This is a genomic window from Pseudomonas sp. SJZ077 (assembly GCF_007993905.1).
Classification (GTDB): Bacteria; Pseudomonadota; Gammaproteobacteria; order Pseudomonadales; family Pseudomonadaceae; genus Aquipseudomonas; species Aquipseudomonas mandelii.
This window is the reverse complement of record NZ_VIUJ01000009.1, coordinates 52696-75692: the sequence shown is the minus strand read 5'-3', so window position 1 is coordinate 75692 and position 22997 is coordinate 52696. Positions and strand designations below refer to the sequence as shown.

General features: G+C 57.5%; 25 protein-coding genes and 1 tRNA gene. 3 read left to right on the top strand and 23 right to left on the bottom strand.

The window, feature by feature from the left end:
• Positions 1-16 precede the first annotated feature (16 nt).
• From hisS to trmJ, 16 genes are all read right to left on the bottom strand, one after another.
• Positions 17-1306 carry a histidine--tRNA ligase gene (gene hisS / locus FBY01_RS15455; RefSeq protein WP_010457847.1) on the bottom strand — a complete coding sequence of 430 codons (1290 nt, stop codon included), beginning with the start codon at positions 1304-1306 and terminating at the stop codon, positions 17-19.
• A 23-nt stretch (positions 1307-1329) separates the two neighbouring features.
• The gene (gene ispG / locus FBY01_RS15450; RefSeq protein ID WP_010457850.1) at positions 1330-2439 is read right to left on the bottom strand and encodes a flavodoxin-dependent (E)-4-hydroxy-3-methylbut-2-enyl-diphosphate synthase; all 1110 of its coding nucleotides are present in this window, start codon (positions 2437-2439) and stop codon (positions 1330-1332) included.
• Positions 2440-2442: 3 nt separating this feature from the next.
• Entirely contained in the window at positions 2443-3495 is a 1053-nt protein-coding gene (locus FBY01_RS15445; protein ID WP_145308440.1) for a RodZ family helix-turn-helix domain-containing protein, read from the bottom strand.
• Complete coding sequence (gene pilW, locus FBY01_RS15440; RefSeq protein ID WP_010457854.1) at positions 3495-4253, bottom strand: type IV pilus biogenesis/stability protein PilW; 759 nt, start codon at positions 4251-4253, stop codon at positions 3495-3497. Before pilW ends, FBY01_RS15445 begins: the two co-directional genes overlap by 1 nt.
• Positions 4254-4270: 17 nt before the next feature.
• Positions 4271-5413: a 23S rRNA (adenine(2503)-C(2))-methyltransferase RlmN gene (gene rlmN, locus FBY01_RS15435; protein WP_010457857.1), complete on the bottom strand. Its 1143-nt coding sequence runs from the start codon at positions 5411-5413 to the stop codon at positions 4271-4273.
• 28 nt (positions 5414-5441) lie between these two features.
• Positions 5442-5867, bottom strand: a complete 426-nt coding sequence (gene ndk, locus FBY01_RS15430) for a nucleoside-diphosphate kinase (protein ID WP_010457859.1) — start codon at positions 5865-5867, stop codon at positions 5442-5444.
• 92 nt (positions 5868-5959) lie between these two features.
• On the bottom strand, positions 5960-6160 hold the full coding sequence (gene iscX, locus FBY01_RS15425; RefSeq protein WP_010457861.1) for a Fe-S cluster assembly protein IscX: 201 nt from the start codon (positions 6158-6160) through the stop codon (positions 5960-5962).
• Positions 6161-6174: 14 nt separating this feature from the next.
• Entirely contained in the window at positions 6175-6516 is a 342-nt protein-coding gene (gene fdx / locus FBY01_RS15420; protein WP_010457863.1) for an ISC system 2Fe-2S type ferredoxin, read from the bottom strand.
• A 2-nt stretch (positions 6517-6518) separates the two neighbouring features.
• Complete coding sequence (gene hscA / locus FBY01_RS15415) at positions 6519-8381, bottom strand: Fe-S protein assembly chaperone HscA (protein WP_083375808.1); 1863 nt, start codon at positions 8379-8381, stop codon at positions 6519-6521.
• Between the two features lie 51 nt (positions 8382-8432).
• Positions 8433-8954, bottom strand: coding sequence for a co-chaperone HscB (hscB, locus tag FBY01_RS15410; RefSeq protein ID WP_010457866.1), 522 nt, complete (start codon positions 8952-8954; stop codon positions 8433-8435).
• Positions 8955-8962: 8 nt separating this feature from the next.
• Positions 8963-9286, bottom strand: a complete 324-nt coding sequence (iscA, locus tag FBY01_RS15405) for an iron-sulfur cluster assembly protein IscA (RefSeq protein ID WP_007903589.1) — start codon at positions 9284-9286, stop codon at positions 8963-8965.
• A gap of 28 nt (positions 9287-9314) precedes the next feature.
• The gene (iscU, locus tag FBY01_RS15400) at positions 9315-9701 is read right to left on the bottom strand and encodes a Fe-S cluster assembly scaffold IscU (protein WP_147213287.1); all 387 of its coding nucleotides are present in this window, start codon (positions 9699-9701) and stop codon (positions 9315-9317) included.
• Positions 9702-9785: 84 nt separating this feature from the next.
• Entirely contained in the window at positions 9786-11000 is a 1215-nt protein-coding gene (locus FBY01_RS15395; protein ID WP_010457878.1) for an IscS subfamily cysteine desulfurase, read from the bottom strand.
• A gap of 50 nt (positions 11001-11050) precedes the next feature.
• Positions 11051-11542 carry a Fe-S cluster assembly transcriptional regulator IscR gene (gene iscR, locus FBY01_RS15390; RefSeq protein ID WP_007903581.1) on the bottom strand — a complete coding sequence of 164 codons (492 nt, stop codon included), beginning with the start codon at positions 11540-11542 and terminating at the stop codon, positions 11051-11053.
• A 225-nt stretch (positions 11543-11767) separates the two neighbouring features.
• Complete coding sequence (gene cysE, locus FBY01_RS15385; protein ID WP_010457882.1) at positions 11768-12544, bottom strand: serine O-acetyltransferase; 777 nt, start codon at positions 12542-12544, stop codon at positions 11768-11770.
• A gap of 2 nt (positions 12545-12546) precedes the next feature.
• A complete protein-coding gene (gene trmJ, locus FBY01_RS15380) occupies positions 12547-13317 on the bottom strand; it encodes a tRNA (cytosine(32)/uridine(32)-2'-O)-methyltransferase TrmJ (RefSeq protein WP_010457884.1) in 771 nt (256 codons plus the stop codon).
• Positions 13318-13462: 145 nt separating this feature from the next.
• Here trmJ and suhB point away from each other — a divergent pair, with 145 nt between their 5' ends.
• Positions 13463-14281: an inositol-phosphate phosphatase gene (gene suhB, locus FBY01_RS15375; protein ID WP_008053258.1), complete on the top strand. Its 819-nt coding sequence runs from the start codon at positions 13463-13465 to the stop codon at positions 14279-14281.
• Positions 14282-14531: 250 nt separating this feature from the next.
• Here suhB and FBY01_RS15365 read toward each other — a convergent pair whose 3' ends face one another.
• From FBY01_RS15365 to queA, 6 genes are all read right to left on the bottom strand, one after another.
• Positions 14532-15080 carry a glycine zipper 2TM domain-containing protein gene (locus tag FBY01_RS15365; RefSeq protein WP_010457893.1) on the bottom strand — a complete coding sequence of 183 codons (549 nt, stop codon included), beginning with the start codon at positions 15078-15080 and terminating at the stop codon, positions 14532-14534.
• A gap of 120 nt (positions 15081-15200) precedes the next feature.
• On the bottom strand, positions 15201-16115 hold the full coding sequence (gene secF / locus FBY01_RS15360; RefSeq protein ID WP_145308438.1) for a protein translocase subunit SecF: 915 nt from the start codon (positions 16113-16115) through the stop codon (positions 15201-15203).
• Positions 16116-16124: 9 nt separating this feature from the next.
• Positions 16125-17993: a protein translocase subunit SecD gene (gene secD / locus FBY01_RS15355; RefSeq protein ID WP_145308436.1), complete on the bottom strand. Its 1869-nt coding sequence runs from the start codon at positions 17991-17993 to the stop codon at positions 16125-16127.
• A gap of 63 nt (positions 17994-18056) precedes the next feature.
• Positions 18057-18392: a preprotein translocase subunit YajC gene (yajC, locus tag FBY01_RS15350; RefSeq protein WP_007982729.1), complete on the bottom strand. Its 336-nt coding sequence runs from the start codon at positions 18390-18392 to the stop codon at positions 18057-18059.
• Between the two features lie 43 nt (positions 18393-18435).
• Positions 18436-19551 carry a tRNA guanosine(34) transglycosylase Tgt gene (gene tgt / locus FBY01_RS15345; RefSeq protein ID WP_010457900.1) on the bottom strand — a complete coding sequence of 372 codons (1116 nt, stop codon included), beginning with the start codon at positions 19549-19551 and terminating at the stop codon, positions 18436-18438.
• A 14-nt stretch (positions 19552-19565) separates the two neighbouring features.
• On the bottom strand, positions 19566-20615 hold the full coding sequence (gene queA, locus FBY01_RS15340) for a tRNA preQ1(34) S-adenosylmethionine ribosyltransferase-isomerase QueA (protein WP_008025479.1): 1050 nt from the start codon (positions 20613-20615) through the stop codon (positions 19566-19568).
• 107 nt (positions 20616-20722) lie between these two features.
• Here queA and FBY01_RS15335 point away from each other — a divergent pair.
• A tRNA-Leu gene (locus FBY01_RS15335) sits at positions 20723-20807 on the top strand.
• Positions 20808-20959: 152 nt separating this feature from the next.
• Complete coding sequence (locus FBY01_RS15330; protein ID WP_145308434.1) at positions 20960-21289, top strand: hypothetical protein; 330 nt, start codon at positions 20960-20962, stop codon at positions 21287-21289.
• A 313-nt stretch (positions 21290-21602) separates the two neighbouring features.
• Here FBY01_RS15330 and FBY01_RS15325 read toward each other — a convergent pair whose 3' ends face one another.
• The gene (locus FBY01_RS15325) at positions 21603-22832 is read right to left on the bottom strand and encodes a PIN domain-containing protein (protein WP_145308431.1); all 1230 of its coding nucleotides are present in this window, start codon (positions 22830-22832) and stop codon (positions 21603-21605) included.
• Positions 22833-22997 lie beyond the last annotated feature (165 nt).

The window sequence follows — 22997 nt, the reverse complement described above, 5'->3', positions numbered from 1 at the left end:
GCTGTTTATGACAGCTTCAACCCTGCACGACGCAGGTGGCCAGGTGTGCAGCAAGCGCATCCCAGGCAATGCTTTGTTGTTCGCCCTGGCCACGCAGGGGTTTGAAACCTACCACTTGCTGGGCCATTTCGTCGTCACCGAGGATCAGCGCATACAGCGCACCGCTCTTGTCGGCCTTCTTGAACTGGCTTTTGAAGCTGCCCGCGCCGGCATTGACTTGCAGGCGCAGGTTGGGCAATTGATCACGTACACGTTCACTCAGGGCCAGACCGGCCAGCTCGGCGGCTTCTCCGAAGGCGCAGAGGTAAACGTCGACCTGACGGGAGATTTCTTCCGGAATCTGCTCCAGGGTTTCAAGCAACAGCACCAGGCGCTCGATACCCATGGCGAAACCGACGCCCGGGGTTGGCTTGCCACCCATCTGCTCCACCAGACCGTCGTAACGACCACCGGCACACACGGTGCCCTGGGCGCCCAACTTGTCGGTGACCCATTCGAAAACGGTCTTGCTGTAGTAATCCAGCCCGCGAACCAGCTTCGGGTTGATCACGTAAGGAATGCCGGCGGTGTCCAGACGAGCCTTCAGGCCCTCGAAGTGCACACGGGATTCTTCGTCCAGGTAGTCGGCCATTTTCGGCGCATCGACCAGCACGGCTTGCGTGTCGGCGTTCTTGGTATCGAGCACCCGCAAAGGGTTGGTTTTCAGACGGCGCTGGCTGTCTTCGTCCAGCTTGTCCAGACGGGACGAGAGGAACTCGACCAGCGCTTCGCGATAACGAGCACGGGACTCGGCGGTGCCCAGGCTGTTGAGCTCAAGCTTGACCGCATCACGGATGCCCAGCTCGCCCCACAGGCGCCAGGTCAGCACGATCAGCTCGGCGTCGATGTCCGGACCGTCGAGGTTGAAGACCTCGCAACCGATCTGGTGGAACTGGCGATAACGGCCTTTTTGAGGACGTTCGTGACGGAACATCGGGCCGATGTACCAAAGTTTCTGCACCTGACCACCGCCGGTGATGCCGTGCTCGAGCACAGCACGCACGCAGGCCGCCGTGCCTTCAGGGCGCAGGGTCAGGGAATCGCCGTTGCGGTCGTCGAAGGTGTACATCTCTTTTTCGACGATGTCGGTCACTTCACCAATGGAGCGCTTGAACAGCTCGGTGAACTCGACGATCGGCATGCGGATCTGCTTGTAACCGTAGTTATCCAGCAGACGCGAGACGGTGCCCTCGAAATGACGCCACAGCGGGGTCTGTTCGGGCAGGATGTCGTTCATGCCACGTATGGCTTGCAGAGACTTGCTCACTATAAATCCTTAAATTCGTTCGATCAGCCGCGGGCGATTACTGCCGCGTCGGCTTCGACCTTTTCGGCCGCTTTCTGGCGGATCAAGCGTTCAAGCTCATCCACCAGATTGTCATTCGTCAGTTTCTGCGACGGCTTGCCGTCGATGTAAATCAGGTTTGGCGTGCCGCCGGTCAAGCCGATATGGGCTTCCTTGGCTTCACCCGGCCCGTTGACCACGCAACCGATGACCGCGACATCCAGCGGCACCAGCAGATCTTCGAGGCGCCCTTCCAGCTCGTTCATGGTTTTGACCACATCGAAATTCTGCCGCGAGCAGCTCGGGCAGGCGATGAAGTTGATGCCACGGGAACGCAGGTGCAGGGATTTGAGAATGTCGTAGCCGACTTTCACTTCCTCGACCGGGTCGGCCGCCAACGAGATGCGAATAGTATCGCCAATCCCTTCGGCGAGCAGCATACCGAGGCCCACGGCGGATTTCACCGTGCCTGAGCGCAAACCACCGGCTTCGGTGATGCCCAGGTGCAGCGGCTGGACGATTTCCTTGGCCAGCAGACGGTAGGCGGCGACGGCCATGAACACGTCGGAGGCCTTCACGCTGACCTTGAAGTCCTGGAAATTCAGGCGTTCAAGGTGCTCGACGTGACGCAGGGCAGACTCGACCAGCGCCGCCGGGGTCGGCTCGCCGTATTTCTTTTGCAGGTCTTTTTCCAGGGAACCGGCGTTGACGCCGATGCGGATCGGGATCCCGCGATCACGGGCGGCATCGACCACCGCGCGCACGCGGTCTTCACGACCGATGTTGCCCGGGTTGATCCGCAGGCAATCAACGCCCAGTTCGGCGACGCGCAGCGCAATCTTGTAGTCGAAGTGGATGTCGGCAACCAACGGCACCTTGACCAATTGCTTGATCTTGCCGAAGGCTTCGGCGGCATCCATGTCCGGCACGGAAATCCGCACGATATCGACACCAGCGGCTTCCAGACGATTGATCTGGGCCACGGTGGCGGCCACGTCATTGGTGTCGCTGTTCGTCATGCTCTGAACAGCGATGGGCGCATCGCCGCCCACGGGCACGTTACCGACCCAGATCTTGCGGGATTCGCGACGTTTGATTGGAGATTCGCCGTGCATGACTTATTGACCCAACTTCAGGCGAGCAGTCTCGCCACTGGTGAACGGAGCGACATCAACCGCCTGCCCGTTGTAGCTGACCTGCGCGCCACGGGCGAAGCCCAGACGCACGGCAAACGGTGGCTTGCCGCTGACGGAAACACTTTCGCCTTTACGCTTCAGACCGCTCAACAGCACTTTGCCGGTGCCATCGGTCACTTGCGTCCAGCAATCGGCGGTGAACTGCAGTTGAACCTGACCTTGGCCGGCAACCGGAGCTGCCGGTGCTGCCGGTGCTGCCGGTGCTGGAGCGGGGATGGTCGGCGTCACCGAAGCGCTTGCAGGCGGAGTTGATACAACAGGAGCCGTCGGAGCCGGCGCTACGGGAGTCGCGACAACCGGAGCGCTGCTGTGCGCCGGTGCAGCAGGCGCTGGGACAACGGGCGCAGTCGGCGCGGCGGCAGGCGCAGTGGCTTCAGTCCCGGCCGGTGCTTCAGTGGCGTTTTCGGCTTGCGGCAACGCCAGCGCGGTTGCCCCGTCAACCTGACTTTCCGCGACGGCCTGGTCTTCCGGCTCGTCCAGCGGATGGATCTGGGTGGTGCCATCAGCACCTTCGACTTCGACGTGTTCCGGGCTCGGGGTGATCAGGTCCTTGGTGCGCTGGGAGGTTTGATCCTGCCACCAGACAAAACCACCGCCAATCACTGCGATCAGCAACAGCAGGCTGACAATGCGCAAAATAGTGTGGGAAACCCGAACCGGTTCTTCGATACGCCCCAGGCTGTGGACGTTGCTGCCCTGAGAGTCGGTGCCGGTGGATTGGTCGAACTGCTGGACCAGAACGGTCTGGTCCATGCCCAACAATTTGGCATACGCGCGAATATAACCGCGAGCAAAGGTGTGCCCCGGCAGCTTGTCGAAAGCGCCGGCTTCCAGATTACTCAAGGAATTAACGGTGAGGTTGAGCTTGAGGGCCACTTCAGCCAGCGACCAGCCATTGCTTTCGCGGGCCTGGCGCAAAGTCTCACCGGGGTTAACGCGATTCGCTGCTACAACTTCGGGATGCGCCGCTTTCATCATTGCTCCGACAGGTATTGCTGATATTCCGGCGTACCGGGATAGAGTCGTTTTAGTTGCAGGCCAAAACTGGCGGCCTTGTCGCGATCTTCAAACACTTTTGCCAGCCGAACGCCGAGCAATAGACTACGTGCATTTTGCTCGGTGAGCAGGCTAAAACGATCGTAATAGTCACGCGCGGGCACATAATGCCTGTCTTCGAAGGACAACTCAGCCATTTCCAGCAATGCACGCGGTTGTTGGCGGTTCAAACGCAGGGCTTTTTCCAGTTGCTGCTGGGCCAGATCACGCTGACCCAGCTTCGAAGCGGTCATGCCCAGGTTCTCGAACACCCGCGAACGCTCAGGATACAGGGTATCGGCGGCGGCCTGTTCAAAGCGCTCGTAAGCCTCTTTGTAACGTTTTTCTTCGAAAAGAAAGCTGCCGTAGTTGTTCAGGATTCGAGCATCGTCGGGGCGGGAAGACAGCGCCTTGCGAAAGTGCTGGTCTGCCAGTTCAGGTTCCATTTCAGCCTGAAACACCAACCCAAGCGCCGCATTGGCATCCGGGTCCGAGTCATCCAGATCCAAGGCTTTCTTCAACGGCACTTTCGCCCGTTCGGTCATGCCTTGCTGCAAGTACCCCAAGCCCAGTTGCACATAGGCAGCACGCGCTTCATCGCGACCTTTGCTGGTTTTCATCGGGTTGAAATCGCCCGACAGGACGCAACCAGCACACAGGCTGGCCAACAGCAGAAGCAGCGCAAAGCGCAGGGACATAGAGATCCTCTCTTGATTTATTCCGCAGCGTTTTGAGCCATATCGTTCTCGGCGTTCAACTCACGCACGGCGATATAACGTTCGCTGCGACGGGTGCGATCCAGCACCTGCCCTACCAATTGGCCACACGCGGCATCGATGTCTTCACCGCGGGTGGTGCGCACGGTGACATTGAAGCCGGCATGGTGAAGCTGATCCTGGAAACGGCGAATCGCGTTGTTGCTCGGGCGCTCGTAACCGGAATGCGGGAACGGGTTAAACGGAATCAGGTTGATCTTGCACGGGATGTTCTTGAGCAACTCGATCATCTCAACGGCATGTTCAACCTTGTCGTTGATGTCCTTGAGCAAGGTGTACTCGATGGTCAGCACGCGCTTTTCGCCCAGGGACGACATGTAGCGCTGGCACGACTCGAGCAGCATCTTAAGCGGATACTTCTTGTTGATCGGCACCAATTGGTTACGCAATGCGTCGTTTGGTGCGTGCAGCGACAACGCCAGGGAGACGTCAATGTGCTTGGACAGCTCATCGATCATCGGCACCACGCCCGAAGTGGACAGGGTCACGCGGCGCTTGGAGATCCCGTAGCCCAGGTCATCCATCATCAGATGCATGGCGGCCACGACGTTGTCGAAGTTCAGCAGCGGCTCACCCATGCCCATCATCACCACGTTGGTGATGGCACGGTCGGCGGTCGCCGGGATGCTGCCGAACGATTTATTGGCAATCCACACCTGGCCGATGACTTCAGCGGCGGTGAGGTTGCTGTTGAAACCTTGCTTGCCGGTGGAGCAGAAACTGCAATCCAGGGCACAGCCTGCCTGGGACGAAACGCACAAAGTGCCGCGCTTGCCCTGGGGAATGTAAACGGTCTCGACGCAGCTGCCGGACGCCACGCGCACTACCCATTTACGGGTACCGTCGGTGGAGATGTCCTCGCTGACGACTTCAGGACCGCGAACTTCGGCAATAGCCTTGAGCTTGTCGCGCAAGGCCTTGCTGACGTTCGTCATGGCGTCGAAATCATCGACGCCAAGGTGGTGAATCCATTTCATTACCTGACCGGCACGGAAACGCTTCTCCCCGATTGAGTCGAAGAATTTTTCCATTTCCAGCTGAGTCAGACCCAGCAGGTTGGTTTTTACAGTCGATGTAGTCATGGATTCACCTTCACTCATAAGCCAATGCTTAGCGAGTGGTTACTTCAGTAGCTGCGAAGAAGTACGAGATTTCGCGAGCAGCAGCGGCTTCGGAGTCCGAACCGTGTACAGCGTTGGCATCGATGGAGTCAGCGAAGTCAGCACGGATGGTGCCGGCAGCAGCTTCTTTAGGGTTGGTAGCGCCCATCAGCTCACGGTTCAGAGCGATAGCGTTTTCGCCTTCCAGAACCTGAACGACAACTGGACCGGAGATCATGAAAGCAACCAGGTCGCCGAAGAAACCACGAGCGCTGTGCTCAGCGTAGAAGCCTTCAGCTTCGGCTTTGGACAGTTGCTTCATTTTCGAAGCTACAACCTTCAGGCCGGCTTTTTCGAAACGAGTGGTGATCTCGCCGATGACGTTTTTTGCAACAGCGTCAGGCTTGATGATGGAGAAAGTACGTTGAACAGCCATGGTGTAACTCCAGAAACGGTAATTTGCGAAAAATTAAACCCGCGAATTATACGCGGGTTCTTTGGTATTGCCTAACTGCATACGGCGCAGACTCAGTCTGCTTCTTCGATCCAGGCGGCCTGAATGGCTTCAAGTACCTTCTCGCCACCGCGGGTCGGATCATCACGGAACTCCGGCAATGCCAGCACCCATTTGTGCAGATCGACGAAGTTCACATAACGCGGATCCACTTCCGGCCGGGATTCAGCCAGCTGGATCGCGATTTCCAGCACATCAACCCATTTCAGACTCATGACGTTTCCTTGAATCAGTGCGGCGCTTCGGCCGCATGGTTGAGCGAGTACTTCGGAATTTCGACGGTCAGGTCTTCAGTCCCGACTTTTGCCTGACAGGCCAGGCGTGAGTGGGGCTCCAGCCCCCAAGCCTTATCAAGATAGTCTTCTTCCAGCTCATCGGCCTCTTCCAGCGAGTCAAAGCCCTCGCGAATCAGGCAATGGCAGGTGGTGCAGGCGCAGACGCCGCCGCAAGCGCTTTCCATCTCGATATGGTGTTCGTGAGCCAGTTCGAGGATGGAGATGCCGGGTTCAGCCTCCACAACCATGCCGTCCGGGCAAAACTTCTCGTGTGGCAGAAAAATGACCTGCGGCATCGTTATTCCTCAATCTCATTCAAGTTGCGCCCCGCCAGCGCGGCTTTCACCGTTGAGTCCAGGCGGCGGGCAGCAAAAGCGTCGGTCACTTGCGACAGACGCTTGGTCTGCTGCTCGATGGCGAAACCATCGGTACCTTTCATCAGTTCGGTCAGTTCCTGCATCTGCAACTCGATGACCATGCGCTCTTCGGCGTCGAGCAAGCGCTCACCGTCGACATCAAGGGCAGCCTGCACCGCTTCGATCAGGCGCTGGGCGTCGACCTGCTGCTCACGCAACACACGGGCGACCTTGTCGTCGTTGGCGTGCTGGAACGATTCCTTGAGCATTTTGGCGATTTCGCCGTCGGTCAGACCGTACGACGGCTTGACCTGAATGCTGGCCTCGACGCCTGAACCCAACTCGCGAGCGGAGACACTGAGCAGACCGTCGGCATCGACCTGGAACGTCACGCGGATTTTCGCGGCACCGGCGACCATGGCCGGAATGCCGCGCAATTCGAAGCGCGCCAGGGAACGGCAGTCGCTGATCAGCTCACGCTCGCCCTGCAGCACGTGAATCGCCATGGCCGACTGGCCGTCTTTGTAAGTCGTGAAGTCCTGGGCGCGGGCAACGGGGATGGTGGTGTTGCGTGGAATCACCTTCTCCATCAGGCCGCCCATGGTTTCCAGCCCCAGGGACAACGGAATGACGTCGAGCAAGAGCAATTCGCCGCCATCGCGCTTGTTGCCAGCCAACGTATCGGCCTGGATCGCAGCCCCAATGGCCACCACTTGATCCGGATCGATTTCAGTCAGCGGCTGGCGACCAAAGGCTTCAGCGACGGCTTCACGAACGCGAGGCACGCGCGTCGAGCCGCCGACCATGACCACAGCGTGCACTTCGTCCAGCTCGATGCCGGAATCACGCACCGCGCGGCGGCAGGCTTTCAGGCTGCGGGCGACCATTGGCTCGATCAGCGCATCGAAGGCTTCGCGGGTCAGTTGCGCTTTCCAGTCGCCGTAAGCGACTTCAACCGTCGAGGCATTGGTCAGGGCTTCTTTGGCCGCACAAGCGGTTTGCAGCAGATGGCGCTGAGCACCCGGGTCGAGGTCGGCGGACAAGCCGGCGCTCTCGATGATCCAGCCAGCGATGGCGTGGTCAAAGTCATCGCCACCCAAGGCGCTATCGCCACCGGTAGCGAGGACTTCGAATACACCGCCCGTCAGGCGCAGGATCGAAATATCAAACGTACCGCCACCCAGGTCGTAAATCGCGACCAGGCCTTCGGCATGCTGATCCAGACCGTAAGCCACTGCGGCTGCGGTCGGTTCATTGAGCAAACGCAGCACGTTCAGACCGGCCAGCTTGGCCGCATCCTTGGTCGCTTGACGCTGAGCATCATCGAAATAGGCCGGAACGGTGATCACCGCGCCCACCAACTCGCCGCCCAATGCCGCTTCAGCACGCTGACGCAGCACCTTGAGGATATCGGCGGAGACTTCGACCGGGCTTTTCGGCCCCTGAATCGTGTCGATGAACGGCATGTGCGACTCGCCACCGACAAAGCGGTACGGCAGTTGGTCGCCCAATTGCTTGACGTCGGACAGACCACGACCCATCAAGCGCTTGACCGACAGCACGGTGTTCAAAGGATCGGTAGCGGCCGCCAGCTTGGCGGACTCGCCGACTTCGACGCGATCGGCGTGGTAGCGCACGGCGGACGGCAGGATGACCTGCCCTTCGGCGTCGGCCAGAGGCTCGGAAAGACCACTGCGCAACGCAGCGACCAGCGAATTGGTAGTGCCCAAGTCGATCCCCACAGCCAGACGACGCTGGTGCGGTTGAGGACTTTGGCCGGGTTCGGCGATCTGCAGTAGGGCCATCGTTATCAGGACTTATCTGTATATCAGGCGTGCGACCGGAGCGGCACTGGGTTAATCGTCGAGGCGCTCTTCTAACTGGCGCACTTCGTAGGTGAGCTTGTCGAGGAACTGCATGCGCCGCATCAGGCGTTCGGCCTGCTCACGTTGCGCTGCATCATCCCAACAGGCTGCGAAGCTTTCGTTCAGTTCATCCTGAGCCGTCTTCAGGCGACGCTTGAACACTGCAACACCCGCCAGGTCGGCGCTGTCTTGCAGGTCTTCGAGCTCTTCACGCAATTCCATCTGCTGCAGAAGGAATTCCGGATCATGCACCGTGACCTCCAGCGGCAGCTCGCCTCCATTCAAAGCGAGCAGGTATCGCGCGCGCTTTGGGGGACTTTTGAGCGTCTGATAGGCCTCGTTGAGGCTCGCGGATTGCTCCAGCGCCAGCCGCTGCTCGCGCTCGGAAGCGTCTGCAAAGCGGTCCGGATGAACACCGCGCGCCAACTCACGATAGCGCGTGGCCAACTGATCGAGATCCAGACGGAAGCTCGGCTGCAGTTCAAATAAAGCGAAATGACAAGGAGTACCCACGAGCAGCCTCAGATGTTGAAGCTTTCGCCGCAGCCACATTCACCGCGCACGTTGGGGTTGTTGAACTTGAAGCCTTCGTTCAACCCTTCCTTGACGAAATCGAGTTCGGTGCCGTCCAGGTAGGCCAGGCTTTTCGGGTCGATGATCACTTTCTCGCCGTGACTTTCGAACACCTGATCCTCTGCAACCACCTCGTCGACAAACTCCAGCACGTAGGCAAGGCCGGAACAACCTGTGGTGCGAACACCCAGGCGAATCCCCTCACCTTTGCCGCGCCCGTTAAGGGAGCGTCGCACGTGTTGAGCAGCCGCTTCTGTCATGCTGATAGCCATCGTTGACTCCTTACTCGTCGCTTAATGCTTAGATCAAGCCTTTCTTCTGCTTGTAGTCGCGAACGGCCGCTTTGATAGCGTCTTCAGCGAGTACGGAGCAGTGAATTTTTACCGGCGGCAGTGCCAGTTCTTCGGCCAGCTGAGTGTTCTTGATGGTCTCTGCTTCATCCAGAGTCTTGCCTTTCATCCACTCGGTCGCCAGGGAGCTGGAGGCGATCGCCGAACCGCAACCATAGGTCTTGAACTTGGCGTCTTCGATGATGCCTTGCTCGTTGACCTTGATCTGCAGGCGCATCACATCGCCGCACGCCGGAGCGCCGACCATGCCGGTGCCGACATCAGGGTCTTCCGCGTCCATCTTGCCGACGTTGTGCGGGTTTTCGTAGTGGTCGATGACCTTTTCGCTGTAAGCCATGATTCTTAATCCTCACTCATCAGAGAGTCGCTCTTGAGCCCTGAAAACCTTGGTTTTGCAGGGCCGGTTTGCGGCGACTTGAAATCAGTGTGCCGCCCACTCGATTTTCGAAATGTCGACACCGTCTTTGTACATGTCCCACAGCGGCGACAGGGTGCGCAGCTTGGTAACGGCCTCGCAGACTTTCTGCGCGGCGTAGTCGATTTCTTCTTCGGTGGTGAAACGGCCGAAGGTGAAACGGATCGAGCTATGGGCCAGTTCGTCGTTGCGGCCCAGGGCGCGCAGTACATACGAAGGCTCAAGCGATGCCGAGGTGCAGGCCGAACCGGACGAAACCGCCAGATCCTTGAGCGCCATGATCAGCGACTCGCCTTCAACGTAGTTGAAGCTCAGGTTCAGGTTGTGCGGTACGCGGGCGGTCATGCTGCCGTTGATGTACAGCTCTTCCAGGCCTTCGACCTGCTTGAAGAAACGGTCGCTCAGGGCTTTGATACGGATGTTCTCGGCCGCCATGTCTTCCTTGGCTACGCGGAACGCTTCACCCATGCCGACGATCTGGTGGGTCGCCAGGGTGCCGGAACGCATGCCACGCTCGTGACCGCCGCCGTGCATGGTCGCTTCGATGCGAACACGCGGCTTGCGGCTGACGTACAGCGCGCCGATGCCTTTAGGGCCGTAGGTTTTGTGGGCAGAGAACGACATCAGGTCGACTTTCAGCTTCTGCAAGTCAATCTCGACCTTGCCAGTGGACTGAGCGGCGTCGACGTGGAACAGAATACCCTTGGAGCGGGTCAGTTCGCCGATGGCTGCGATGTCGTTGATGGTGCCGATTTCGTTGTTCACGTGCATGACCGAGACCAGGATGGTGTCGTCGCGCAGGGCGGCTTCGATCATCGCTGGCGTAACCAGGCCGTCAGTCTGAGGCTCGAGGTAGGTCACTTCGAAACCTTCACGCTCCAGTTGGCGCATGGTGTCGAGGACAGCCTTGTGCTCAATCTTGGTGGTGATCAGGTGTTTGCCTTTGGTCGCATAGAAATGCGCCGCACCCTTGATTGCCAGGTTGTCGGACTCGGTGGCACCGGAGGTCCAGACGATTTCACGCGGGTCGGCGTTAACCAGGTCAGCGACCTGACGACGAGCGTTTTCGACGGACTCTTCAGCTTTCCAGCCGAACACGTGGGAACGGGACGCCGGGTTACCGAAGTTTCCGTCGACCAGCAGGCATTCACTCATCTTTTGCGCAACACGCGGATCAACCGGGGTGGTCGCAGAGTAATCAAGGTAAATCGGCAATTTCATGGACTATCTCCTAATCAGGCTGGCTGGCGTACCGCTTTGCTCTCTGGCTGTCATTCGACGGCGGACGCTTCAATCTTGTCCAGGCGTGGCGCCTTGCTGTTGCAACGGCGCTGGTCCTGACGCTGGGCTACTTCTTGCACCTCACGGCGAGTTACAAGGTCAGCCAAGCTGATACCGCTCAGAAATTCGTGAATCTGCAGGCTCAGATCGCACCACAAGTGGTGGGTCAGGCAGGTGTCGCCTTGATGGCAATCACCCTGGCCCTGGCATTTGGTTGCATCGACCGATTCGTTCACCGCATCGATCACCTGGGCGACCTGGATGCCCTGCATGTCGCGGGACAGTTGGTAGCCACCGCCCGGGCCACGAACGCTGGAGACCAGATTGCTGCGGCGCAATTTGGCGAAAAGCTGTTCGAGGTAGGACAGGGAGATGCCTTGGCGCTCGGAGATATCGGCCAGGGACACCGGCCCGTGCTGCGCGTGCAACGCCAGGTCGAGCATGGCGGTTACGGCGTATCGGCCTTTTGTAGTCAGTCGCATGGACAATTACCACGGAGTTCGGAATGGGGCGAGTATGCAATTCCCGAGTATTTAAGTCAACTATAAGACCTAGTACTTTAGTCAGGATTACCCGCAAAAGAGCGCGCGCATCATAGCAAAGGCTGGCCGCGTACAGCCAGCAGTACCGCGTTATCGTTCTTCGCGGGCAAGCCTCGCCCCTACAGGGGTCGCGCCAAGGCTTGCCCGCGAAGGGGTCGGCGCGGTTTAGCTGGCCTGGCTCTGATCCTTGTCCTTCACACAGGCAAAGTCTTCTTCGCGCAGCTCAGGCAGATCTTTCGCACAGTAATTACTGCCCAGGTCCTTCAACGCTCCGCACATCCCCTCCAGACGGCCATCGACTGCCTGCAGGTGATCGAGCAATTGGTTGATAGCCCGCGCCACCGGGTCAGGCATGTCTTCGCCAACACCGTAGGCATCGAAACCGATCTTCTCGGCCATGGCCTTGCGCTTGGCGTCCTGCTCTTCATCGGACTTGACGATGATCCGCCCCGGAATCCCGACCACCGTGGCCCCGGCCGGAACCGCCTTGGTCACGACGGCGTTGGAACCGACCTTGGCACCCGCGCCCACCGTGAACGGACCGAGGACCTTGGCGCCCGCCCCGACCACCACGCCATCTTCCAGCGTCGGGTGACGCTTGCCCTTGTTCCAGCTGGTACCACCCAACGTCACGCCCTGATAAAGGGTGACATCGTTGCCGATCTCGGCGGTCTCGCCAATGACGATGCCCATGCCATGGTCAATAAAGAAGCGACGACCGACCTTGGCGCCGGGATGAATCTCGATCCCGGTCAGCCAGCGACCGAAGTTAGAGACAACCCGCGCCAGCCACTTCCAACCCATACCCCACAGGGCCGATGACAGGCGATGGATCCAGATGGCGTGCATGCCGGGGTAGCAGGTCAGGACTTCAAAGGCGTTGCGCGCTGCCGGGTCACGATGGAAAACACTCTGGATATCTTCACGCAAACGCTCGAACATTTTTAATCCTTCCGCTTTAGAAGCTCGCCACGGGCCGCTTTCTGGGTTTCCGTGAGGATGCCACGCAATATATTCATTTCCGCCCGGCTGACCGAGCTGCGACCGTACAACCGGCGCAGGCGCGCCATCAAGTGCCGTGGTTTTTCCGGGTCGAGGAATTCGATGGCCACCAGGGTTTGCTCCAGGTGCTCATAGAATCGCTCCAGCTCATCCATGGTCGCCAGCTCACCACTTTTGGTGGACGCCACCTCATCCTTCTCGACCTTGCTCGGCTGGCCTTGGGCCGCGAGCCAGGACATGCGCACTTCATAACTCAACACCTGCACCGCTGCCCCAAGGTTCAGCGAACTGAACTCAGGGTCTGATGGGATGTGCACGTGATAATGACATCGCTGCAGCTCTTCATTGGTCAGGCCGGAATCTTCACGACCAAAGACCAAGGCAATCTCGGCACCCGATGCCGCTTCCTCGACCACCTTCACACCGCATTCGCGGGGATCGAGCAACGGCCAGGGGATGCGACGGTCACGGGCGCTGGTGCCAAGCACCAGATTGCAGCCGACCAAGGCATCTTCCAAGGTGGCGACGACTTGCGCGTTTTCAAGGATGTCCCCGGCGCCGGAAGCACGGGCATCGGCCTCGTGGTGCGGGAACAACCGCGGTTCGACCAGCACCAGCCGCGACAGGCCCATGTTCTTCATGGCACGCGCAGCCCCGCCGATGTTGCCGGGGTGGCTGGTATTGACCAGGACGACACGAATGTTATGCAGCACGGGAGGCGTTCTCGAACACAAATTTGGGAGCAGAATCTTACAGTTGATCCTACCGTTAAGCTATGAAAGCGAACACCAACCTTCACCTGTAGAAAAGTTCTGATAGAATGCCCGGCTTTCTTTAACAACCTTAGGTGACACATCCATGCAGCCCATGCTGAATATCGCGCTGCGCGCCGCCCGCAGCGCCAGTGAATTGATCTTCCGCTCCATCGAGCGCCTGGATACCATCAAGGTCGACGAAAAAGACGCCAAGGATTATGTATCCGAGGTGGATCGCGCCGCCGAACAGAAAATCATCGACGCGCTGCGCAAGGCCTACCCGAATCACTCGATCCTGGGTGAAGAAACCGGCATGCACGCCGGCACCGGGATTGAAGGCGAAGAATACCTGTGGATCATCGATCCGCTGGACGGCACCACCAACTTCCTGCGCGGCATTCCTCACTTCGCTGTCAGCATCGCCTGCAAATACCGCGGTCGCCTGGAGCACGCTGTTGTTCTGGACCCGGTTCGCCAGGAAGAATTCACCGCCAGCCGTGGTCGCGGCGCCCAACTGAACGGTCGTCGCCTGCGCGTCAGCGGTCGCACCAGCCTGGACGGCGCCCTGCTGGGTACCGGCTTCCCGTTCCGTGACGACCAGATGGACAACCTCGACAACTACCTGGGCATGTTCCGCGCCCTGGTAGGCCAGACCGCCGGCATCCGCCGCGCAGGTTCGGCGAGCCTGGACCTGGCCTACGTGGCTGCCGGTCGTTTTGACGCCTTCTGGGAGTCGGGCCTGTCCGAGTGGGACATGGCGGCAGGCGCCCTGCTGATCCAGGAAGCCGGCGGCTTGGTGAGCGACTTCACCGGTGGCCACGACTTCCTTGAGAAAGGCCATGTCGTTGCAGGCAACACCAAGTGCTTCAAGGCAGTATTGACGGCGATCCAGCCGCACCTGCCGGCCTCGCTGAAACGCTAAGCGAACGCCCGCAAAAAAGCACCCTTCGGGGTGCTTTTTTTATGCCCGGGATTTTTACCTGCAGCACCACGGACCCCATGTAGGAGTGAGCCTGCTCGCGATAGCGATGTATCAGTCTCCACCTGTTTTGACTGATAGATTGCAATCGCGAGCAGGCTCACTCCTACAGGGGATTTGCTGTGTCGCTTAAATCGTGGGCAAAAAAAAGCACCCATCCGGGTGCTTCTTTTTGAATCTGAATTGCAGTTTTTTAGTGAGCCTGTTCGTTCTGCGACAGGACCAGCTTGCCTTCCTTGTCGACCGGAATCTGGTTACCCGGATCACGATCCATCCGCACCTTGCCTTCCTTGCCATCCAGCGAATAACGAACGTCGTAGCCTACAACCTTGTCGCTGATGTCATTCACTGTGTTACAGCGAGTCTGAGTCGTGGTGTAGGTGTCACGCTCTTGCATGCCTTCCTGAACCTTGTTGCCCGCATAACCACCACCGACAGCGCCTGCGACCGTGGCAATCTTCTTGCCGGTACCGCCGCCGATCTGGTTACCCAGCAAACCACCGGCTAATGCACCGACCACCGTACCGGCGATCTGGTGTTGATCTTTCACCGGCGCTTGCCGGGTTACTGCTACATCCTTGCACACTTCACGTGGCGTCTTGATTTGTGTCTTGACCGGTTCAACGGCTAGCACTTGCGCATACTCAGGGCCGCTTTTAACCAGGCTGTAGGTGGCAACAGCACCCCCGGCTGTTACACCGACAGCACCCAATACCGCACCAACCAGCAACGACTTGTTCACATGAACCTCCTGACCATCACATGCGGGCAAAGCCCGCGCTTCTCCCAGCCTTGGAGCATAAAAAAAGGCGCGAGTTCAACTCGCGCCTTTTTGGGCTGACAGCTGGAGGAGCGATGGCCGTTATGGACGGTCGTCGACTTCCTTGTCAGTGGCCACAGGAGGAATCAGGTCCTCGCTGCTCAGGCTCAGCCAGATCAGCACCACGTTCGCGATGTAGATCGACGAGTAAGTACCCGCCAGAACACCGATAAACAGGGCAATGGAGAAGCCGAACAGGTTGTCGCCACCGAAGAACAGCAGGGCCGCGATCGCCAGCAAGGTGGAGATCGACGTCGCCATGGTGCGCAGCAGGGTTTGCGTGGTCGAGATGTTGATGTTCTCGATCAGGCTGGCCTTGCGCAGTACACGGAAGTTCTCACGAACCCGGTCGAATACCACGATGGTGTCGTTGAGCGAGTAACCAATGATCGCCAGTACCGCCGCCAGCACCGTCAGGTCGAAGGTGATCTGGAAGAACGACAGGATACCGATGGTCACGATCACGTCGTGGATCAGCGAAACGATGGCACCGACCGCGAACTTCCACTGAAAGCGGAAAGCCAAGTAGATCAGGATACCGCCCAGCGCCATCAGCATGCCGAGGCCGCCCTGGTCGCGCAGTTCTTCACCCACCTGCGGGCCGACGAACTCGACGCGCTTGACCGTCGCCGGGTTGTCGCCGCCGACTTTCAGCAGCGCTTCTGCCACTTGATGGCCCAGCTGCGGGTCTTCACCCGGCATACGCACCAGCAAATCGGTAGTCGCACCGAAGCTCTGCACGATTGCCTCGTGATAACCCGAAGTGACCAGCTGCTCACGCACCTTGGTGACATCGGCCGGACGCTCGTAGGTCAGCTCGATGAGCGTACCGCCGGTGAAGTCCAGGCCCCAGTTCATGCCCTTGGTGGCGACACTGAACAAAGCCAGCACGGTAAGGAACAATGTGACGCCGAACGCAACGTTGCGAACGCCCATGAAGTTGATTGTACGTAACATGGCAGCCCCTTAAATCCACAACTTCTTGAAGTCACGACCGCCGAAGATCAGGTTGACCATCGCGCGGGTCACCATGATGGCCGTGAACATCGAGGTAAAGATCCCGAGGGACATGGTCACTGCGAAGCCTTTGACTGGACCTGTGCCCATCGCAAAGAGAATCCCGCCGACCAGCAACGTTGTCAGGTTGGCGTCGAGAATCGCAGTAAATGCCCGGCCGAAGCCTTCGTTGATTGCCCGTTGCACGGTCATGCCCGCCGCGATCTCTTCACGAATCCGCGAGAAGATCAGAACGTTGGCGTCGACCGCCATACCCATGGTCAATACGATACCGGCGATACCCGGCAGGGTCAGCGTTGCACCCAGCAGCGACATCAAGGCCAGCAGCAGCACCATGTTCACCGACAGTGCGACGGTGGCGATGATGCCGAAGAAGCGGTAGATGGCGATGATGAACAGCGAGACAAACAGCATACCCCACAGCGATGCATCGATACCTTTGATGATGTTGTCGGCACCCAGGCTCGGGCCAATGGTGCGCTCTTCAGCGAAGTACATCGGTGCAGCCAGACCACCGGCACGCAACAGCAGCGCCAGTTCGGACGACTCGCCCTGACCGTTCAGGCCAGTGATGCGGAATTGAGCACCCAGCGGCGACTGGATGGTCGCCAGGCTGATGATCTTCTTCTCTTCTTTAAACGTCTGGACCGCAACGTCTTTCTCGACGCCGTTGACCATTTGCTTGGTGTACGTGGTGACCGGGCGCTGCTCGATGAAGATCACCGCCATGCTGCGACCGACGTTGCTGCGAGTCGCACGACTCATCAGCTCGCCACCGTGGCCATCCAGACGGATGTTCACTTCTGGCGTGCCGTGCTCGCCGAAGCCAGCCTTGGCGTCAGTCACCTGGTCACCGGTGATGATCAGGCCACGCTCGATCTGTGCCGGTGGACGATTGCCTTCACGGAACTCGAAGCTTTCGGAAGTGGCTTTCGAAGCGCCCGGCTCAGCGGCCAGACGGAACTCAAGGTTGGCCGTCTTGCCGAGGATACGCTTGGCTTCTGCGGTGTCCTGCACGCCCGGCAGCTCAACCACGATGCGGTTGGCGCCCTGACGTTGAACGATCGGTTCGGCAACACCCAGCTCGTTGACGCGGTTACGTACCGTGGTCAAGTTCTGCTTGATGGAGTATTCACGGATTTCCGCCAGCTTGGCCGGGGTCATCGCCAGACGCAGCACCGCCTGACCATTGAGGTCGGCCGGAACAATGTCGAAATCGTTGAAGTTCTTGCGGATCAGTGCGCGGGCCTGTTCGCGGGAAGCTTCATCAGCGAAGCCCAGCTGAATGGCACCGTTGAGTTGCGGCAGGCTGCGATAGCGCAGTTTCTCTTTACGCAACAGACTCTTTACATCGCCTTCGTACACTTTCAAGCGTGCGTCGAGGGCTTTGTCCATGTCCACTTCGAGCAGGAAGTGCACACCACCGGACAAGTCCAGACCCAGCTTCATCGGGTGCGCGCCCAGGTTGCGCAGCCATTGCGGGGTGGTTTGTGCCAGGTTCAGCGCGACGACGTAGTCATCACCCAGCGCCTTGCGCACGACGTCTTTGGCCGGCAGCTGGTCTTCAGCCTTGGTCAGACGAATCAGACCGCCCTTGCCATTGGCCGCCAGCGTGGCTGCCTTGAAGTTGATCCCGGATTCCTTGAGCGCAGCGCTCACACGATCCAGATCAGCCTGATTGACTTGCAGCGCAGTGCTTGCGCCGCTGACCTGAATGGCCGGGTCATCAGGATATAAATTGGGAGCGGAATAAATCAGACCGACCGCCAGCACCGCCAGGATCAGAATGTATTTCCACAGAGGGTATTTGTTCAGCATCACGCCGCCCGCTTATGACGCGGGGCGCCTTGCGCGCCCCGTCGATTGAGTAGAAGTTGAAACTTAGATCGCTTTTAGCGTGCCTTTTGGCAGCGTGGCGGCAATGGCGCCTTTCTGGAACTTCATTTCGACGGTGTCGGAAACTTCCAGAACCACGAAATCATCAGCCACTTTAGTGATCTTGCCGGCGATGCCGCCGGTGGTCACAACTTCGTCGCCTTTCTGCAGGCTGCTCAGCAGGTTCTTCTGCTCTTTGGCGCGCTTGGCCTGTGGACGCCAGATCATCAGGTAGAAGATGACCAGGAAACCGACCAGGAAAATCCACTCAAAGCCGCCGCCCATTGGGCCTGCAGCAGGTGCAGCAGCGTCAGCCATGGCATTAGAGATAAAAAAGCTCATTTAGCACTCCAGTTGCAAATGTTGAATCTTGGGGTCAGAAAACTCAGTCCAAAGGCGGAACAGGAAGCCCGCGTTTGGCGTAGAAGGCATCGACAAAGGCGGCCAATGTACCCTGTTGAATAGCCTCGCGCAAACCAGCCATAAGCACTTGATAATGACGCAAGTTATGGATGGTATTGAGCATGCTCCCCAGCATTTCGCCGCACTTGTCCAGGTGATGCAGATAAGCGCGGGAGAAGTTCTGGCAGGTATAGCAATCGCAGGTCGGATCGAGCGGCGAATCATCATGGCGATGGAACGCGTTTCGGATCTTCAGCACGCCTGTATCAATGAACAGATGCCCATTGCGGGCATTACGGGTTGGCATCACGCAATCGAACATGTCCACACCGCGGCGCACACCCTCAACCAGATCTTCCGGTTTGCCAACGCCCATAAGGTAACGAGGTTTGTCTGCCGGCATTTGCCCCGGCAAGTAATCCAGCACCTTGATCATCTCGTGCTTGGGCTCGCCCACCGACAGACCGCCAATGGCCAGGCCATCGAAGCCGATCTTGTCGAGGCCTTCCAGGGAGCGCATGCGCAGATCCTGGTGCATGCCGCCCTGAACGATGCCGAACAGCGCCGCCGTGTTGTCGCCATGGGCTTCTTTCGAACGCTTGGCCCAACGCAACGACAGCTCCATGGAAATCCGCGCGACGTCCTCGTCGGCCGGGTACGGCGTGCACTCGTCGAAAATCATCACGATGTCTGAGCCCAGGTCACGCTGAACCTGCATCGACTCTTCCGGGCCCATGAACACTTTGGCGCCGTCGACCGGAGAAGCGAAGGTCACGCCCTCCTCCTTGATCTTGCGCATCGCGCCGAGGCTGAACACCTGGAAACCACCGGAGTCGGTCAGAATCGGGCCTTTCCACTGCATGAAATCGTGCAGGTCGCCGTGCTTCTTGATCACTTCGGTGCCAGGACGCAGCCACAAGTGGAAGGTGTTGCCCAGAATGATCTCCGCGCCGGTCGCGACGATATCCCGCGGCAGCATGCCCTTGACGGTGCCATACGTGCCCACCGGCATGAACGCCGGGGTCTCGACGGTACCGCGCGGGAAGGTCAAACGACCGCGACGAGCCTTGCCGTCGGTAGCAAGCAACTCAAACGACATACGACTTTGGCGACTCATTCTTTGTCCTCAGGGCCACGTGGTGCGGGGTTACGGGTGATAAACATCGCATCACCGTAGCTGAAAAAGCGGTATTCATGCTCAACAGCCGCTTTATAAGCGGCCATGGCTTCGGGATAACCGGCGAACGCCGAAACCAGCATCAACAGCGTGGATTCGGGCAAATGGAAGTTAGTGACCAGGGCGTCGACCACATGAAACGGCCGGCCCGGGTAGATAAAGATATCGGTGTCGCCACTGAACGGCTTGAGCACACCATCGCGCGCGGCGCTTTCCAGGGAACGCACGCTGGTGGTCCCCACCGCCACCACACGACCACCACGAGCGCGACAGGCCGCCACGGCATCCACCACGTCCTGGCCGACTTCCAGCCATTCGCTGTGCATGTGGTGATCTTCGATCTTCTCGACGCGCACCGGCTGGAACGTGCCCGCACCGACGTGCAAGGTCACGAACGCGGTCTCGACGCCCTTGGCGGCAATCGCCTCCATCAGCGGCTGATCGAAATGCAGCCCCGCCGTCGGCGCCGCCACCGCGCCCAGGCGCTCGGCGTACACCGTCTGATAACGCTCGCGGTCCGAGCCTTCATCCGGGCGGTCTATATAAGGAGGCAGCGGCATGTGCCCGACGCGGTCGAGCAGCGGCAACACCTCTTCGGCAAACCCCAGCTCGAACAACGCATCGTGCCGCGCCAGCATCTCGGCCTCGCCACCGCCATCAATCAGGATCTTAGAACCTGGCTTCGGCGACTTGCTGGACCGCACATGGGCCAGCACGCGATGACTGTCGAGCACACGCTCCACCAGAATTTCCAGCTTGCCGCCGGAAGCCTTCTGGCCAAACAGCCGCGCCGGAATCACCCGGGTATTGTTGAACACCATCAAATCGCCCGGGCGCAAATGCTCGAGCAAATCGGTGAATTGACGGTGTGCCAGGGCGCCGCTGACCCCATCAAGGGTTAACAGGCGACTGTTGCGACGCTCGGCCAAAGGGTGGCGAGCAATCAGCGAATCTGGGAGTTCGAAAGTAAAGTCAGCAACGCGCATGATGGGGTTCGTCTAGCAGGGGCCGGAAGTCTAGCCGAAATAGTGAAAATTCTCTATGTACCTGATTGACCGACGGTAATCTCATCTCTATACTTCGCCGCCATTGAGCCCTGATGGCGGAATTGGTAGACGCGGCGGATTCAAAATCCGTTTTCGAAAGGAGTGGGAGTTCGAGTCTCCCTCGGGGCACCAAAATTAAGAAAGGTCTTGCTTTGGCAAGGCCTTTTTTTCGTCTGCGATAAAGTGGCTGACGCCCCGCCGGCCTCTAGGAGCCGGCTTGCTGACGATGCTTTTTGATTTCTCGCATCCTACGTCGGTACGACCCTTCTCAAGGATTCACCCCCATGGAATTGCTGCTGGAAACTGTTGCTCTGTTCTGCCTCAAGCTGGCTTATGAGAAGGAGGGGGCGAGTCCGATTCTGCGGGATGATCCGATCATGAGCGATTACGAGCGGGAGGTATTTGGGTTGCTGGTGCGCCGGAGGGATATTGAGGGGATTCAGTTTCGAGTGGCGCACTGTGTAGATTTGGCGCTGGCCGCTATAGGCGGCGCTGATACCCCGTTGGGGTGGGAGTTGCGGAGGTTGGCAGGTGAATTGGGCAATATTCAGGTGATGGAGCAGCTTGATACCCCGCTCATTACGCTCAAGGATTATCTGAAAGACATTCAATGAATGAAGGCGGGTATCTTAAAGCGGGAGCGAGCGATAGCCGACCAATACTGATTCCCCTGTCAATTCAATAATAAATCCGCCCAACTTTTTCCTTTGTCTAAACTAACAGCTCGGCCTCCAACAAACACAAAATTTAAAGAAAAATGAACAAAGGACAGATCACATTCCGCCCTATAACAGAGTTTAAATGTGAACCACCCCCTTACACTACTTTCTCAAATTTAAACATTGCACCATCAAACACCAACCCACAGAAACTAATAACCTAAACAAATACAGGAACATTCACAAATAAAATTATTGTACGCAACACTCATAATTGATCTTCTTGATATTCAGGACAACCAGACCACTCAAAGCATTGACCCTCAAGCTCCGAAACAACTTCATCTATTATCGACTGAGATGCGATATCACTAAACTCACGATCTATTTCTTCTCTAGCATCATATGGACCACCCCAGATGAATTGATACCCCCCTTCACGTGACTCATACGGACAAGACTCTGCCGGATCCTCATAATTAGAATAAAACCAAGCTCGCACTTCCGAAAGCTGTTCCTCTCTTGTCAACTTACCAAATATGATGCTTTTTCTTTTTCTTTCTTCCTTAAAGCCATTAAATACTCGCAAGAACGCTTCCTTTCTATTCTTTTCAGCTTCTTTGGCTTCCTCAACAAACTCCTTCTCCACTTCAAACAGCTCAAGCAATTTGGAAAGCCTAATTATATGAAGAGTATTCCCCTCTGAAAACCTACGATACTCATCTATCAACTCAAATCTAGGCAGAAACTCAGAACCATTAGATTGATTCCACCAATCTGGCTTAATATCCTCCGTTACAAAAATTATGTCCCGCTTTTCACTACTACCCAATTCCAACACGCTAAGCCAAATCGATAGGTCGCCAACTCCACCATCATCCTTACCAGAGTCTTTATAGCCTGGCGGAATCTTCAATTTAAACCGTCGGTCTAATTCTGCAATCAGTTCGGAGTTATTTTTTTTATGCTCAATCAAAACCTCCACCGTAAACAATTCAGAGTAAATCGCGCTAACAGGATCATTCCACTCCCACCCACGAATCGTGCTGGCAAGCGCATCAATAGCCTTATAGTAATTCGCCTCCGCTTTATTTAACTCCACTAGTGCTTCATCTATCTTCGTTTTTTCATCCAATCCATTCAAGATCGGATACCCTAATACGTTTTTATTTTTCCCAACTTTCGACTGCATTAACGAATGGTGGATTTCTGCAAGCTTTTTATTTCTATTCCTAGCAAACTCTCTAGCAACCCTTTTAGGAATAAAAAGCCTCTTATCCGAAATAAGCCTCTTATATAAATCCCTTAATTGCATCAGCCCTTCTTTTCTCATTGAGTAGGGAAGCAGCAACACATTGGTATCAAACACAAACAGAGCATTTTTATAGCTATCGCTTAGCTTTTGAAACCGAGCTGAAAAAATCCCTTCCGCGTCTGGAAAAACCTCCTCTAAAATGAATGTTGACTGTTCACCATCAGCTTCTTTTCTCGCTGTCACTATTATCTCCTTGAATACAGACGGCTTCTAAAAAACGAACTAAAAAATTGAGCAGTGTTTAACACTTACACCGTTCTACTCCAAACGAATCATTAGTGCAATCGACGCCTAATGCCTACCTCTGTATCTTCGCGACTTGCCTCGTGATCATAAGTTTTAGCCAGC

Coding starts and splice junctions, on each gene's coding strand:
- ispG (WP_010457850.1), bottom strand. CDS start 2,439: ATGCACGGCGAATCTCCAATCAAACGTCGCGAATCCCGCAAGATCTGG.
- FBY01_RS15445 (WP_145308440.1), bottom strand. CDS start 3,495: ATGAAAGCGGCGCATCCCGAAGTTGTAGCAGCGAATCGCGTTAACCCC.
- pilW (WP_010457854.1), bottom strand. CDS start 4,253: ATGTCCCTGCGCTTTGCGCTGCTTCTGCTGTTGGCCAGCCTGTGTGCT.
- rlmN (WP_010457857.1), bottom strand. CDS start 5,413: ATGACTACATCGACTGTAAAAACCAACCTGCTGGGTCTGACTCAGCTG.
- ndk (WP_010457859.1), bottom strand. CDS start 5,867: ATGGCTGTTCAACGTACTTTCTCCATCATCAAGCCTGACGCTGTTGCA.
- iscX (WP_010457861.1), bottom strand. CDS start 6,160: ATGAGTCTGAAATGGGTTGATGTGCTGGAAATCGCGATCCAGCTGGCT.
- fdx (WP_010457863.1), bottom strand. CDS start 6,516: ATGCCGCAGGTCATTTTTCTGCCACACGAGAAGTTTTGCCCGGACGGC.
- hscA (WP_083375808.1), bottom strand. CDS start 8,381: ATGGCCCTACTGCAGATCGCCGAACCCGGCCAAAGTCCTCAACCGCAC.
- iscA (WP_007903589.1), bottom strand. CDS start 9,286: ATGGCTATCAGCATGACAGAAGCGGCTGCTCAACACGTGCGACGCTCC.
- iscU (WP_147213287.1), bottom strand. CDS start 9,701: ATGGCTTACAGCGAAAAGGTCATCGACCACTACGAAAACCCGCACAAC.
- FBY01_RS15395 (WP_010457878.1), bottom strand. CDS start 11,000: ATGAAATTGCCGATTTACCTTGATTACTCTGCGACCACCCCGGTTGAT.
- iscR (WP_007903581.1), bottom strand. CDS start 11,542: ATGCGACTGACTACAAAAGGCCGATACGCCGTAACCGCCATGCTCGAC.
- cysE (WP_010457882.1), bottom strand. CDS start 12,544: ATGTTCGAGCGTTTGCGTGAAGATATCCAGAGTGTTTTCCATCGTGAC.
- suhB (WP_008053258.1), top strand. CDS start 13,463: ATGCAGCCCATGCTGAATATCGCGCTGCGCGCCGCCCGCAGCGCCAGT.
- secF (WP_145308438.1), bottom strand. CDS start 16,115: ATGTTACGTACAATCAACTTCATGGGCGTTCGCAACGTTGCGTTCGGC.
- secD (WP_145308436.1), bottom strand. CDS start 17,993: ATGCTGAACAAATACCCTCTGTGGAAATACATTCTGATCCTGGCGGTG.
- yajC (WP_007982729.1), bottom strand. CDS start 18,392: ATGAGCTTTTTTATCTCTAATGCCATGGCTGACGCTGCTGCACCTGCT.
- tgt (WP_010457900.1), bottom strand. CDS start 19,551: ATGTCGTTTGAGTTGCTTGCTACCGACGGCAAGGCTCGTCGCGGTCGT.
- queA (WP_008025479.1), bottom strand. CDS start 20,615: ATGCGCGTTGCTGACTTTACTTTCGAACTCCCAGATTCGCTGATTGCT.
- FBY01_RS15330 (WP_145308434.1), top strand. CDS start 20,960: ATGGAATTGCTGCTGGAAACTGTTGCTCTGTTCTGCCTCAAGCTGGCT.